We start from the raw sequence: 14,411 nt of genomic DNA, 5'->3' as shown, positions 1-14,411 counted from the left end.
ATACAGCTATTTTCGTCGGAAATCCTCATTCCACCAATTAGATGTAAAACATGCACTAGCGTTGCATTAGACCTTACACATCATCAACTTGGTACATCTTCGTGCAAAAATTCACAAAGTTTTAAACTAACATAGTTAAAAAGYAGCTCCACCTAAACGTAGGTACCTTTTTCCCRAAAATTTCTATTTATCTGTTTCTCTTCTTCGGTTGGCGAATCTCCACACCAGATGTCTCTTTAACTATTCGCGGCCCTGGCGGGCCTTTCTTCCTTTTGCCTAGACTGAATTTGCTCGGTCCTCTATGTAATTCTCTTAAAAGGCTCGACCAGCTTTTTGTTGCATATAACCGTATCAGTTCAAGTACATTCCATACGGTATGCTTTGTCCCGAGATCCTGCTTGACAAGATAAGATAACCCGTAAGCAATTAGCCCTAAGTAGATATGGTTCCAAACCGCGTCTGGTTGATGGCTGTAGAGTTTTGCAAATTTCAAATGCTGTTTTAACCATTTGAAAAACAGCTCAATCAGCCAACGGTTCCGGTAAACATCCATAATTTTTTCGACGGGCAAATCACACTTCGTCGTTGCCAAACGGTAAAACCGGTTCTGCTCATCGTAGAATTCAATGAGTCGCAGGGGAGTGCTCATTTTTGTTTTGGACTGATTACCCATCAAAACCATAGCATCTCGAACGACTGCAGGATTACCTTCGGGRATTGGCCTCTCTTCAAGAACTTCGGCGTAATGATGATTCGCTAAGCGAACGACAAAATCGATGTTTGTGGTCGCCCATTTTTGCATTCTTTTGTAGCAGACGTAACCACGATCCATCACGTAAAGCACACCTTTATCAACAACCAGACTGTCCGATCCTACGTAATCACTGACATTACCTGTAGATGGAACAATCTGATCTGGATAAGCTGTCTGCTCATCTATGACCATGAGGCGGGTGTGGACCTTAACACTATTTTGCTTTTCCGTTACATAAGCCCAGTCGCCAAGAAAAGGCGGCATTCTCAGGCTGGTAGAGTCTACGATTCCTAGAACGAGTTTGTCCTTTTTTTTGCGAGGAAAAGCTGTTTTCCGAACGGCATCGACGACGGCAGCGAACAAAGCTTGAATGACCTCGATAGGAAGAGAATTGATGCGGCGCSATAGTTGRGACTTGTTTATGCTAGTTATTTGGAATTCTTTTTGAAACTCAGAGTCTGAACGAATAGCTCGTTCAATCGTATGTAGAGAATCCCACTTCAATAACTGCGCGGTGAGAAAGATCTTCAACAAATTAACCGTTTTAAGCTGTTTGTGATAATCCAGAAAAGGAGCAGAAAAATTTTGCAATGGTAAATAAGAAAGGCATTGACGAACCACCTGTTTATCCGATACACTCAAAGTCCGTGTTCTCCTTTGTATGAGATGTATGGATTAGGTCCCTACATCTCTACACTGGAGATTTTTTTATGCATTGTCCATGAAAATATAAKATAAAATTACATAAATAGTAAATAATTGAAGTATTTTTTCGTGTTAGCTTTGATGCAACGCTAGTGGATTTTCTGATGTTAATTTGAGCGAAATTAACTGAAAAATTGGTTTAGATGGATTTTATGTAGCTAATTTTGAGGAAATCCGATGAGTTGGGGAAAAGCGGGGATATTACCTGTAGGAAATCCATCTAAACTGCAAATTTAGGGAGAATGAGCTGAAATAGATGGATAATTTCCATTTAATCACTTTGGTGGTCACTTAGATAGTCGAATATCAGTTGGTCCGTTGAGTAGTCAATCGATCGGTCTCCCGCACACCATCATTGGCGCCCCCAGCCACATCCAAACAAAACAGCCCCGTCGCAGTCATGCGACAGGGCTGTTTTCACGTTTAATTCATCGATGCGCCTTCGGTGAATAAATGGAAAGTCACCCCGAATTTATCCTTCACTTGTCCGTATGCCGGGCTGAAGAAGGCTTCATGCAGGTCCATGATGACGGTGCCGCCATCTTTGAGCCCTTCGAAATATTGCTTCGATAGGCTGGCATCCTTCGTTGTAATACAAATCGTTACATGATCTCCCAATTGAACGGGTTGACCTGGGAATGTATCCGAGAACATGAGTTGGCTCTCACCGACTTGAAGCATCGCATGGCCAACAAGCCCTTTATGCTCATCTGCAAGCGGGAATTCAGGGTTGGCAGACATTTCACCAAAGGTCTGTTTAAATAGGACTTGAGCGTCCAGCGCTTTTTCATAAAAGGTAATAGCTTCAGCAGCAGTACCTGGCAATACTAAATACGGAGTTAAGCGAACGGACATTAATAAACAGCTCCTTAGATTGAAGTAGTTGAAAGGGAAAAAGTCTACCTCTTATTATTACCACATTTATCTGAATAAATAAAGAACATATGTTCTATTTTATGGAGAGATATCGAAATACCTGCCCTACATCTTGATTTTCCCCCCTGCCCCCAGAAAGTGACCTATACTATAATACAATAGATAAAGACTATCTTCTTACACAGGAAAGGTGCTGACGTCGCCTATGAATAAGCAAGCTGTCTGGTCGTGGCTGCCACGCCTGTTCCATTCTTTTTCGCTTAAACAAAGGATATGGTTTACTTTTGTCATCCTAATCACGGTAGGTCTAGTAGCCACAGGTAGTATTGCTTACCTCATCGCTTCTAAGGAAATACAGGGAAACGCCATGCAGTCAAGTCAGGATACCGTGAATCAATCGGCGCAAATCGTCAATGAAAGATTGAAAAATATTGGAACGGCCGTCCGTTCCTTAATGTTCAGCGATGCCTTCAAGCAGCTCATGAAGGATGTTCAGAACAAGGATAACTCCAATTATTATAAGTATTTGACTGCTTTTCAGTATGTGTTCTCACAGGTGAAATTCAATGATTCCATGATTGAGAGTATATTAATCGCTACGCCGATCGGAGATTTCTACCCTACGTCCAGTGTGCGGAACAGCACGAATTCATTTTATAAATCGGAGATGTATGAGCAGTTTCAGCTCTTGAAGCGCGGATTTTGGAGCAAAGGTCATGTGGATCCTTTTTTTACAGGTAATCAAAAGGTGATTTCCCTGGTGGCGGAAGGGGTCAGTGATGATTCCTATATCGCCAACCAGTCTACGAATGTGTATGTTGTCATCAATGTGAAAGAAGACGATCTGCGCGATCTCTTTATGGATAATTTATCCGATACCAATAAGCACTACTATTTTGTCGATTCGCAAGGTGAAGATGTCAATTATGCCGATCGCACACAGGATAAAGCGCTCATTCAAAGGCCTGATTTTGTTCATCAAATGACGGAGGCTAGCAAGGGATCGTTCTTTTACCGCGATCAGGATCGTCAGGACTATCTGGTTAACTATGCACGCCTAGACGTTAAAGATGATTGGATGATTGTGGGGGTTCAAGCTAAAGCTACGTTGCTGGCCAAATTAAATGGGATTAAACAAGCAACAACGTTTGTGACGATTGGATTTGTTGTGATTTCGTTGTTTATTACGAACAATTTGACGCTGCTGCTGCTCAAACCGTTGTTCAGACTCCAGAAGCTGATGAAGCGTGTGGAAGAGAATGACTTGGAGGTTCGGTTCGAAAGCGTCTACCAGGATGAGGTGTCTCAGGTTGGGTTTCGATTCAACCGCATGCTGGATGAGATCAAGCAACTCATCGCTGATGTGAGGAACAGGGAGCGCGATAAGCGGAGGGCGGAGATCAAGGCGTTAACCGCGCAGATGGATCCGCATTTTTTCTATAACACGCTGAATACGATTTATTGCAAATCGGTCCTTGGCGAGAATGACGATGTGAACGAAATGATTTTGGCTTTATCGAACATGTTTCAATTGAGTTTAAGCGGTGGCAGGGATTTGATTACACTTGCGGATGAGCTGGATCATGTGCGTCAATATTTGGCGATCCAACAGAGGTCGTATGAGAATTTATTCGTTTGCCGTATTGAAGTTGATCCTGAACTGCATACCATTCTTGTGCCTAAAATCATGATTCAACCGCTGATCGAAAATAGTATTTTGCATGGCTTTAAGGATAGGACGGCTGGCGGCGAAATTCAGCTCACGGCTCGCGCCGAGGGCGAATGGCTGCATATCACGGCCCAGGATAATGGACAAGGGCTCGTTCCCGAGATTCTTTTACAGAGTATGACGAATCCAACTACCTCCAAGCATGGGTATGCGCTGCGCAATATTTACACAAGGCTCCAGCTTTATTATGGGACTGAACAGCGTATGGAGATAACGACAAATGCATGGGGCGGCGCCGAAATAGACTTGTGGCTGCCACGTTACGAGAAAGAGGAGGATTTCCATGGACCGTCTAATTAAGCTTTGTGTGGTGGATGACATTCGAAGTGTCGTGGACATGATTACGAAGAAAATTCCATGGGAAGCTCATGGGATCGAAATCGTAGGCAGTGCGACCAATGGCGAGGAAGGCTTTGCAGTCATTCGTGAGACACGGCCAGACCTTATTCTAACCGACATTCGTATGCCTAAAATGGATGGCTTAGAAATGACTCGCAATATTATGGAGATCCTGCCGACGAGTAAAGTCGTTATTTTAAGCGCGTATACGGACTTTGATTATGCACAGAAAGCGATCCAATATGGTGCGCTAGACTATGTGAAAAAGCCTTTTTCGATCGATCAGATCGTGAAAGCCGTGGTCAAGGCAAAAGAGGTTTGGGAGCAAGAGAACCGGAGCCGAACACAGCTAATTGGTCTCCAACAAAAGATCAAAGAGAGCATGCCAGCCCTCCGGCAAGAGTACTTATCTTTGCTGGTTTATCATCAAACCAATGAAGCTGAGTTAGTGCGATTGTCTGATTTTCTGGACATTAATGAGCTGAAGCCGCCTTTTGCCGTGATGACGATCCAAATCGATCAGTTTACCGATAAATATGGCGAAGTGCCTGTGAAAGAATTAGAGCTTGTCCGTTTTTCTTTGCAAAATATCGTTGAAGAGACGATCGCTTTGGACGGGGCAGCAGTTGTATTCAGGGAGGGATTCAATCGGTATATCTGTATCCTCCATGTTGAGAATCCAGAGAGGCCGATTGCGATCGCAGACCAATGTTGCGCGAATATTGCAAGGCATACCAAATTCACAATCTCCATTGGTATCGGGCAATGTGTTGAAACTGTCCAAGAGCTGCCGAAGAGTTATCAGCAGTCGCTCAGCGCGTTATCGTATCATTTTTATACAGGAGGCAATGGTGCATTTAGCTTTAATTCGGATGCCCAAGCCGTTCCGGTGGAGTGGATTTATACCGAGGATAGCGAGAATGAATTTCTCTTCGCATTCCGCTCAGGGAATCGAGACTCCTGTGTCGAGTGGGCAATGACGATTTTCAACGAGATGGGGAAAGTTTCTGTTCTTCCTGAGCCGGGTGTTGTGGAGCGACTGCTGCAAGGTCTTGTGCTGCGGATGCTGCGCGTGCTGATGGAGAAATTCCCTCGTCCTAGCCTGGCAGAATTCGAGGCAAAGACGCTTGAAATCAGAGACAGCGAAGCCGCTATTCTAGCATATCGTGCCTGGTTCATTGAGCTGTGTGAAATCGGCTGTGGTCTGATTCATCAAGAGCGGGCGAGTGAGTCACAGAAAATTATTCACCGTTCGGCTGACTATATCAAAGCCAATCTGGACATCGATCTAACCTTGGAGCACTGTGCCAAGCAAGTTAACCTGAGTTGGGGCTACTACTCGAATTTGTTCAAAAAAGTAACCGGCTCAACCTTTGGACAGTTCGTTACGCAAGCCAAAATGGAGCGGGCGAAATCGATGCTGATCGAGGATTATCAGGTGCAGGAAATCGCACAGCAGCTAGGCTATGAGCATCGGCGTTATTTCAGTGAGGTATTCAAGAAGCAGACGGGCCTGACACCGACGGAATTCAAAGAAATGTCTCTGGGCAAGTCCTCCAAGCCGTGAGGGCTTGCCTGTTTTTTAGGGTAGGAGGAAGAGCAATATATAGAAATATCTGCCCTCATTCAAGAGTTGACCTCATTATCAGGACATAGGAATTCTTTTAATATTAGAAGTGTAAACAACAGATTTAAGGGAGGCTTTCACATGATTAGAAAATTAGGGACGGTCACATTAGCAGTAGCACTTGCAGGAAGTTTAGCAGCTTGCAGCTCCACCAAAACCGATACAGCAGCAAGCCCAGCGGCGTCCGCGAAAGCATCCGATCAACCGGCAAGCGCGGCTCCTTCAAAGGCAAAAACGAAGCTCGCTTATTGGACGAATGATCGTCACGATATGGACTACATTAAGAGTGTTGTGCAGAAATTTAATGAAACGAATGGCGAAAATATTGAAGTCGAAATGGTTGTCAAAACCGAGGATTTCAACCAAGCGATTGATTTGGCTTTCGCATCGGGACAAGCGCCGGATATTATCCGCGTGAAGGAGAATACGATCCAGCCTTTTGCAGCCAAAGGATACCTCAAACCAATCGATACCTACGTGAATGATGCGATGAAGAAGAAATTCCCGATTATTGATGATTTCAACCGCATTGGCGGCAAGCTGTACAGTCTTCCGAACTACGGCTCGACCCTGCGTCTCATTTATAACAAAGACTTGTTCGCCAAAGCGGGTATTGCTGCGCCTCCGAAAACATTGAAAGAAATGGTCGAGGATGCGAAGAAAATTACTGCCGTTGGTAAGGCGAGTGGCTCCTACGGCTTTGCTCTGAACTTCAAGAGCCCAGACAGTGCACTTGGTCGTTCGGCAAGGGTGATCGCGGAAGCTAACGGTTATGGTGGGTTTGGATTTGATTTCAAAACAGCAAAGTACGATTTCACAGGGTTTAAAGATGTCATTCAATCTTTCAAGCAAATGGTCGATGACGGCAGCACATTGCCAGGGATGGAGTCGCTCGATATTGATCCCCTTCGCGCGCAATTCGCAGAAGGCAAAATTGGGATGTACCTCTCGTATTCCTCGGAGCCAGGGGTATACGCAAATCAGTTCCCAGCTAAGATTGAATGGGCAGCAGCGCCTGTTCCAACCATTGACGGTACGGTTAAAGGGGCAACTTCGTTCGTAGGCGGTCAATGGTTAGCGCTTAGCAACACAACCAAGAATGCGGATCAAGCTTGGAAATTTATGCAGTTCATGTATGCCGACGATGTGTTGAAAACGTATCATGAGAAAGGCTTCGGCTTGTCGATGGTGCCAGCGATTTCTTCCGTAGCGAAAAAGCCTGAGATTAAAGGCATTGATGGCTTCTTGCCAAGCGGAAATGACGGCACTTGGCCGCTTCAACCAACCGTTACGGTTGAAGGTATGAAATACAATGATGCATTCTTCAAATATATGATCAGTGGCGGTAATTTGGATCAGATTATCCAAGAATTGAACAAACGCTATAACGATGCGCTGGATAAAGCTGTTGCGAAAGGCGATGTTAAAGTAACGCCAAATGCAAGCTTTGATCCAATGAAATTAATGATGAAATAAAAGCGAATGGAAGAGAAATAAAGCGAGAGTGGAGCGGAAACTCCACTCTCGCGCTCTTCATAGAGATAAATAATTCTGGGGTTACATTGGAGGGAATGGGATGAACAGAACACGCCAGATCGGGTTTTCATACTTATTTTTGTTTCCAAGCTTTCTACTGACCATGGTGCTGGGCGTCTATCCGATTGCTTGGGCGATTCGCTACATGTTTTATGAGTACAAGGGCTACGCGGCTCCAACGTTTATTGGATTCGATAACTTCAGTCGACTCTTCCGGGATACGGAGTACTGGCATTCTGTCGTAAATACATTCGTCTATGCAGGTGGAAAGCTCATCATAACACTGCCATTATGCTTAGCACTTGCCGTTATATTAAATTCCAAGCTGCGTGGACGCAACTGGTTAAGGGCGATCTATTTCATGCCTACCATCATTAGCTCAGCTGTTATGGCTGTCGTATTTTTTGTCATTTTCAACTCATACAACGGAATTCTTAATCAATATTTATTAAAGTTTCATATCATCTCTGAAAGAATCGATTGGCTTGGACCCAAGAATGCGATGCTGACAACGATCCTCATAGCAGTCTGGGGGGCGGTAGGGAACTACATGCTGTTATTTCTAGCTGGTCTTCAAAATATCCCAAATGATGTGTACGAAAGCTCATCCTTGGACGGCGCGAATAAATGGCAGCAGTTCTGGTATTTAACGATTCCAATGCTAGGCCCGGTGCTTCAGATCGTGATCATGCTCGCGATCATCAATTCCCTCAAAGGGTATGAGAGCATTATGGTTCTTACAGAAGGCGGACCGGTAGGGAAGACGGAAGTCATGTATCTTTATGTGTATAAACTCTTTTTCCCAACGCCATCACACTCATTAACCGAGCAGCAATTCGGCTACGGCAGTGCGGTAGGTTTCATGACCGCTGTCATTGTCGGCATCATCACACTCGTTTATCATCTGATGTCGAATCGCCTAAATAAACTTCAATAAGAAGGAGACCCCAAAATCATGAAAGTGACAGAAGCGGTATCTGCTGTTCATATAAAGAAACAAACGCATTCGTTTTCAGCGGGGAGATGGGGGGGAAGAGCGCTGCTTTGGTTATTTTTACTGATAACCGCTTTGCTCATCGTTTTCCCAGTCGTTGTGACTTTTTTAGGCTCCTTTATGTCCAATATGGAGATTACCAAGGGGGGCAAGATATTTCCATCTTCCTGGCATTTTGAAAATTATAAAGAGGCCTGGGTTCAAGCCAACTTTGCGAGATTTACTTGGAATAGCTTGTTCCTGAGTGGAGCAACAACGATCGGCGTACTGACCGTAGCCTCTATGGCAGCTTATGTGGTTGATCGCATAAAATTCCCAGGCATGGGGATCTATGTAGGAATTCAAGCGTCAACGATGTTTATCTCCATTGGTGCAGTCGTGATTAGACCGCAGTTCGAGCTGATGGTCAAGCTGCACCTGAATACGAGTTTATGGGGCGTTGTCCTCATTCTCGTCAGTGGTCACGCGTATATTTTCTTTATTTTACTTAGCTTCCTGAAGGGTATTTCCCGGGAATTAGATGAGGCGGCGCGGATCGATGGCTGCGGAAGCGGCGGCATTTTCTGGCGAATTATTTTGCCGCTTATGCGCCCAGGGCTTGGCGTAGGTGCACTGTTTACCTTTTGCGGAGCGTGGAATGAATACTTGCGGCCGTTAGTGTTTACGATGACGAATCCGAAGCTGCAAACGTTGACGGTTGGCCTATCTTACTTGCGGTATGGGGCATCAGCTGCGGTACAAACGCATTATATGATGGCTGGAGCTTGTCTATCGATTCTGCCGCTGTTAATTGTCTATATGATTGCAAATCGTCAGTTCATGCAAATGACGGCGGGTTCATTGAAAGGCTAGGAGGACTTCAGACCATGGACAGTAGACGTGTAGAGAGATTACAGCAAAATGCAGGCAGCACGGATTTCCAAGAAGCAATGGCGCAGCTCAGACAGGATGCGGACGAAGCGGCGAAGATTACCTTCGCCATCCGCGCTCATGAGCAGGGCGAATGGACGCACTATTACTATTGCAATGAAGACGGGACTCGGCTCACTTTCCAGTGGCACGAGCCTTTTCTGCATCGTTGTTCGACTTGCGGCAAGCGGTGTGAAGGGGTCGTGCTGGATGGGGCTTGGACATCGTTAGCCCATAATGCGATCGGACGTGCGGTGTATCATATCGCGCTGTTCTATGCGGTTGAGCCTGACGCTGCACGCTTGCAGTTCGTCAAATCTTATCTTATGGCTTACGCGGATCACTATAATAGCTATGCCATTCATGGCGATATTCCCTACAATGGGCCAGGCAAATTATTCGCGCAGACGTTAGATGAGTCGCATTGGATCATGGATCTTGCGCTTGGCTTTGATGTGATCAAGGCGCACTTGACACCTGATGAGGTTGCTCATATTCGGACAGGGCTGCTTGAGCCCTGCGCTCATTTTCTCATTGCGCACAAAGAGCAACAAATTCATAATCATTCGGTTTTGATTACATCGGCAATTGCTTCGCTTGGGCTTTTGCTGAATGACCGGTCAATCTTGGACGCAGGCTTACTGGGTGAGTATGGCTTGCATGATCAACTTGAGCGCGGGATCTTCGAAGACGGCTTATGGTATGAAGGGAATGTGCAGTATCATTTCTACGCCTTTCAATCCTTGCTGCACTATGCCTTGATCGCAGAAGGCACCTCATACGACATCTGGCGCTTGCCTGCGTTGAAAGCGATGTTCGACTTCCCGCTGCAAGTGGTTTTGCCAAACGGCATGATGCCGACGCTCAATGATGCAGGGCTGGGGCACCAAATCGGTACCTATGCGCCCTATTATGAAATTGCCTTTGCCATCTATGGCGAAGCGAGGTATGCCTCATTGTTACAGACGGCATACGGCATCGCTGAGGCGGATCCTAGGTTGATAGATGTGCAGCGTTCCAAGCGCGATTCCGTCTATGCGTTGATGTATGGGCAAGATGTAAGCATGCCGATCGCAGAGGTGGATTCGCTTGGAGAGGAAGTGCAGCGCACGCGCATGATGCCTGGAAGCGGGCTAACCAAGCTAGTGAATAAAGCTGGTTGGCATGTGATCGTGAAGCACAGCCGGTTCGGTGGCGAACACGATCACATGGATCGTCTAGGGCTGTCCGTTATGCACAGCAACGTCCCACTGCTTATTGACCCCGGCACGACGGCTTACGGCGTTCCTGCTCATTATGGATGGTTTAAGCATACGTATGCGCATAACACGGTGAGTATCGACGGGGCGGATCAGCCGCCACGCGATGGGCAATGCATTCAAATGCACGAAGAGCTATGGGGTGTATGGCTGGAAACAGCCGTAGACTGGCTTGGTGAGGATTATATGATGAAAGATCGCATCATCCTGCCTGCTGAACTCAATCCTTGGGACAGCGATGTGTATCGAGGGGCTCAAATTCGGAGAATAAACCTCTTAGGTGAGGATCATCTCTTAGATATCGTGGAAGTCACGGTCGCCGTCCCACGCGTGATTCATTGGACAAATCATTTTAGCGGAAAGCTGCTGAGCAATAACGAAGATAGCCAATGGGTCGCGTCGGAAGATCAACTAAGCCGATTAGATCAGCAATGGTTCAAGGAGAAAAAGAAGCTGGAGCAGGATGTTACGGCATTCGATTATCAGATGAATGAAGGTAGGTTAGAGCAGCACGTCTGGTGCTCACTGCCAACTAAGATTTATACCGCATTGACGCCTGACAACCCACCGAGTGGGCAGCGAACATCCTTCATAACAACGGCTTCTGTGGAGAAGCATGTGATATTTGTGCAAGCGCTGCATTATGATGCCAGCAAGGGAGAGAGGCTTCAGGGTCGACTGGAAGTGGTAGAACTGACTAAGGATATCCTTCAAATATCGTGGAATCATGCGGAATCACAGACAACTTATGCAATTAAGCTACTTGACGAAGGAGTGTATATTGAGAAGCTGAGATGATCTCATTATGATACGCATCCCCTCCAAAACCTACAAACCCGACCAACTACGTCCTAGCACTGAGATCTCGTGTTGACGTACTTGCAAAATCAGTTAACGTCTGCAAAATCGGATGTTAACTGATTTTTTCATTTATGGCTTGTTGGCTTTTGGATGCCATCCCGATATTGGCTGGGTGAGATGCCATACAACTTCTTGAACATCCGACTAAGATGCAGCTGATCTGTATACCCCACAGAGTATGCGATCTCCTTTATCGAAAGTGAAGTGCTCGTCAGCAGCTCACACGCTTTGCTCAGACGGATCTCGCTTAAGTAGTGCTGAGGCGGTGTGCCGATGGCTGCTTTGAAAAGGCTCGTGATGTATTTACGGCTGAGCCCCAGCGTTTGCGCCATTTCCTTGATCGTGATCGTTCGGGCATAGTTGTTTTTCATAAAAGAGATCGCCTGTGCCACGTACAAGTCTTTCATGGTCTTCTGCTGTAAGAATGGGGGCTCTTGTTGAGAGGACTCCAGCAACAAGGCTAGAAAGGCATACAATGCCGAAGTCAACTGCAACGGTTTGCTGTAATACTGCTGGTTCGCGTCAAATAGTTTATTGAAGCACTGCCTGATTTCCAGCTCCCGATCGCACGAAATGACGGGATTGTCGGGTGTAAAGCCAGCTTGCCGCAAATAGTCTTCGACGATGCCACCACCGAAAGCGACCCACGAAAAGTTCCATGGCTCCTCCTCGTCTGCCTGAAATAAAGAAACGACATAGGGAGATATCAGAAAAACATGTCCCTGAGATAAGTGATACGTTTCATCGCCGACACGATAAATCCCCTTGCCGCTGTGAATGTAAAAGATTTTGTAGTTCTGCTTAATCGCAGGTCCCCAAGACTGACCAGCGACGCATTGTTCCGTGCCCGTGTAGTAGAATTGGATATCTTGTTGGGCTTCAATTGAGTATTGTGCAATTTTATGGTTAACCATCGACTGCTGCCCCCTACAAGTATTGAGAGAAAATATGTCTTTATGCTATATAGTACTTCCATTTTATTATAGCAGTGACTTCCGATATGGACTAGAATGAACTCAATTCATATCAAATTCATTGCAAAGTGAGGCAAATCAACGTGACGAATATCGAACCATTCCTAAAAAAAGTACGTCGTTCTATTGATGCTCACCGAACAAGCTCTTTGGGAGGATACAGTAGTCAAAAGATCTCAGAATCTCTCGAAGCAGATTTGTATGGAACTGCAGATGCCGTCATTTTGCTATACACGATTGGTGAGTTGCCACAATCAGGCAGTCGTGAGCATGAAGGCTTAGTTAAGACTCTGCAAGGCTTACAACAGCCTGATGACGGGCTTTTTATCGCAGATAGCCATCACCCCGTCCACAGGACGGCGTACGCTGTAGCAGCTTTGGAGCTGCTAGAAAGCAAACCCTGCCATCCTTTAAGTGGCCTGCATAGTGTCCTAAGCCGCGAAGGTATCCAAGACTGGATGGAAAGCCTCGACTGGGCACAACAACCCTGGAGAGAATCTCATAAAGGTGCAGGCATTTATGCTGCGATGGTGCTTGCCGGTGAGGTTGATGAGGAGTGGGAGCAGTGGTACTTTGCATGGCTCGATCAGGAGGCAGACCCGGAAACCGGTCTTTGGCGGAAGGGATCCATTCATAATGGCGCTCCGCTATTTCATCATTTAGCCAGCTCTTTTCATTATTTGTTTAACCTGAACTACCGCAAGCGTCCTATGCGATACCCGAATCAGTGGATTGATACGTGCTTGGCTATGCACGATGACGGACAGATTCCGCTGAAGGCAGACGCTTTAGGCTTTGTGGAGCTGGATGTCTTGTACACCCTGATAAGTGCTGCTGAGCAAACCCAACATAGGGCAAACGAACTGGATGCCATGATCAAAGCGATCGGCAGCCATCTTCTAAGCAGTATTACAGCACTTGCTGAAGGGCCAGAAGATGCCCTAATCGAAGATATGCATTCGTTATGCGGAACGGTCTGCGCGCTAGCACTTGTCCAGTCCGTGATGCCTGAACAGGTCAATGCGAACATTGTTCTGCAGAAGATTTTAGACCGACGTCCATTTATCTAATACTGGTTCGCAAAATTAAATATAAGGAGCTGCGTCTATGAAGAACAATCGTTGGGCTCTGGTCACCGGAACGGACCGGGGGTTAGGCCTCGCCTTGGTCAAAGGACTGTTAGCGCGAGGTTATGATGTATGGGCAGGGCAGTATGCGGAGGAATGTCAGGCATTGCAAGAGTTGGAAGCAGCATATGGTAAGAGGGTGCGTTCTATTCGACTCGACATTAGCGATGCGAAGAGCGTAGCGGAAGCCCTACTTAGGGTGACTGCTGAAACGGAGCAGCTAGATCTGCTCATTAATAATGGCGCCATCCTGGGTAACATTACCTCCACGATTCAGGATGAGTTGGATTTCGAGGACATCGAGCAGGTGTTCCGCGTGAACACGCTAGGCGCATTGCGGATGACGAATGGCCTGATGGATCTTATTTTAAAAAGCACCGACAAAATCATTGTGAACATCTCGTCCGAAGCAGGCAGCGTCGGGGCTTGTAAGCGAACAGCTTGGTATGCCTACTGCATGTCCAAATCTGCGCTCAACATGCAATCCCAGCTCGTTCATAACCAGATTTCGCCGCAAGGCGGCAAAGTGCTGGTGGTGCATCCCGGGCATGTGCAGTCCTACATGAAGGGCGAGCTTGATGCGACCGCCAAGCTGTCGCCAGAGCAATCCGCTCAGCACATTCTTGGCCTCCTCGAGCGGCGGCTCGAACCCGATTGGCCGGATCAGGCGTTGGCACTGACCGACTACCAAGGCGGACAATGGCCGTGGTAAGACATGGCG

Annotated in this window: 11 protein-coding genes; 8 read left to right on the top strand and 3 right to left on the bottom strand. The window is 46.5% G+C overall.

Annotated elements, in window-relative coordinates; genetic code table 11:
- Positions 1-187: 187 nt before the first annotated feature.
- Both ASG89_RS32665 and ASG89_RS32660 read right to left on the bottom strand, forming a co-directional pair.
- On the bottom strand, positions 188-1,396 hold the full coding sequence (locus tag ASG89_RS32665) for an IS4 family transposase (protein ID WP_057315504.1): 1,209 nt from the start codon (positions 1,394-1,396) through the stop codon (positions 188-190).
- Positions 1,397-1,882: 486 nt separating this feature from the next.
- Complete coding sequence (locus tag ASG89_RS32660) at positions 1,883-2,314, bottom strand: VOC family protein (RefSeq protein ID WP_057315503.1); 432 nt, start codon at positions 2,312-2,314, stop codon at positions 1,883-1,885.
- A 226-nt stretch (positions 2,315-2,540) separates the two neighbouring features.
- Between ASG89_RS32660 and ASG89_RS32655 the strand changes: the two genes are divergently transcribed.
- The 6 genes from ASG89_RS32655 (at position 2,541) to ASG89_RS32630 (ending at position 11,526) form a co-directional block, all read left to right on the top strand.
- Positions 2,541-4,364 carry a sensor histidine kinase gene (locus ASG89_RS32655; RefSeq protein WP_057315502.1) on the top strand — a complete coding sequence of 608 codons (1,824 nt, stop codon included), beginning with the start codon at positions 2,541-2,543 and terminating at the stop codon, positions 4,362-4,364.
- Positions 4,348-5,970, top strand: coding sequence for a response regulator (locus ASG89_RS32650; RefSeq protein WP_057315501.1), 1,623 nt, complete (start codon positions 4,348-4,350; stop codon positions 5,968-5,970). Before ASG89_RS32655 ends, ASG89_RS32650 begins: the two co-directional genes overlap by 17 nt.
- A gap of 141 nt (positions 5,971-6,111) precedes the next feature.
- Positions 6,112-7,506 (top strand): ABC transporter substrate-binding protein, encoded by a 1,395-nt coding sequence (locus tag ASG89_RS32645; protein ID WP_057315500.1) that lies wholly within the window; start codon positions 6,112-6,114, stop codon positions 7,504-7,506.
- A 100-nt stretch (positions 7,507-7,606) separates the two neighbouring features.
- The gene (locus ASG89_RS32640) at positions 7,607-8,503 is read left to right on the top strand and encodes a carbohydrate ABC transporter permease (protein WP_057315499.1); all 897 of its coding nucleotides are present in this window, start codon (positions 7,607-7,609) and stop codon (positions 8,501-8,503) included.
- Between the two features lie 18 nt (positions 8,504-8,521).
- Complete coding sequence (locus ASG89_RS32635; protein ID WP_082593751.1) at positions 8,522-9,412, top strand: carbohydrate ABC transporter permease; 891 nt, start codon at positions 8,522-8,524, stop codon at positions 9,410-9,412.
- Between the two features lie 14 nt (positions 9,413-9,426).
- Positions 9,427-11,526, top strand: a complete 2,100-nt coding sequence (locus ASG89_RS32630) for a heparinase II/III domain-containing protein (RefSeq protein ID WP_057315498.1) — start codon at positions 9,427-9,429, stop codon at positions 11,524-11,526.
- Positions 11,527-11,654: 128 nt separating this feature from the next.
- Here ASG89_RS32630 and ASG89_RS32625 read toward each other — a convergent pair whose 3' ends face one another.
- The gene (locus ASG89_RS32625; RefSeq protein WP_057315497.1) at positions 11,655-12,503 is read right to left on the bottom strand and encodes an AraC family transcriptional regulator; all 849 of its coding nucleotides are present in this window, start codon (positions 12,501-12,503) and stop codon (positions 11,655-11,657) included.
- A 143-nt stretch (positions 12,504-12,646) separates the two neighbouring features.
- Here ASG89_RS32625 and ASG89_RS32620 point away from each other — a divergent pair, with 143 nt between their 5' ends.
- Positions 12,647-13,633, top strand: a complete 987-nt coding sequence (locus ASG89_RS32620) for a hypothetical protein (protein ID WP_057315496.1) — start codon at positions 12,647-12,649, stop codon at positions 13,631-13,633.
- A gap of 37 nt (positions 13,634-13,670) precedes the next feature.
- Complete coding sequence (locus ASG89_RS32615) at positions 13,671-14,402, top strand: SDR family NAD(P)-dependent oxidoreductase (protein WP_057315495.1); 732 nt, start codon at positions 13,671-13,673, stop codon at positions 14,400-14,402.
- The last annotated feature ends 9 nt before the right edge of the window (positions 14,403-14,411 follow it).

Source organism: Paenibacillus sp. Soil766 (assembly GCF_001428105.1).
Classification (GTDB): domain Bacteria; phylum Bacillota; class Bacilli; order Paenibacillales; family NBRC-103111; genus Paenibacillus_E.
This window is presented reverse-complemented; position numbering and strand designations above follow the sequence as displayed.

What these genes read in the sequence shown, in the direction of transcription:
- ASG89_RS32660 (WP_057315503.1), bottom strand. Translation starts at nt 2,314, where the DNA reads ATGTCCGTTCGCTTAACTCCGTATTTAGTATTGCCAGGTACTGCTGCT.
- ASG89_RS32655 (WP_057315502.1), top strand. Translation starts at nt 2,541, where the DNA reads ATGAATAAGCAAGCTGTCTGGTCGTGGCTGCCACGCCTGTTCCATTCT.
- ASG89_RS32650 (WP_057315501.1), top strand. Translation starts at nt 4,348, where the DNA reads ATGGACCGTCTAATTAAGCTTTGTGTGGTGGATGACATTCGAAGTGTC.
- ASG89_RS32645 (WP_057315500.1), top strand. Translation starts at nt 6,112, where the DNA reads ATGATTAGAAAATTAGGGACGGTCACATTAGCAGTAGCACTTGCAGGA.
- ASG89_RS32640 (WP_057315499.1), top strand. Translation starts at nt 7,607, where the DNA reads ATGAACAGAACACGCCAGATCGGGTTTTCATACTTATTTTTGTTTCCA.
- ASG89_RS32635 (WP_082593751.1), top strand. Translation starts at nt 8,522, where the DNA reads ATGAAAGTGACAGAAGCGGTATCTGCTGTTCATATAAAGAAACAAACG.
- ASG89_RS32630 (WP_057315498.1), top strand. Translation starts at nt 9,427, where the DNA reads ATGGACAGTAGACGTGTAGAGAGATTACAGCAAAATGCAGGCAGCACG.
- ASG89_RS32625 (WP_057315497.1), bottom strand. Translation starts at nt 12,503, where the DNA reads ATGGTTAACCATAAAATTGCACAATACTCAATTGAAGCCCAACAAGAT.
- ASG89_RS32615 (WP_057315495.1), top strand. Translation starts at nt 13,671, where the DNA reads ATGAAGAACAATCGTTGGGCTCTGGTCACCGGAACGGACCGGGGGTTA.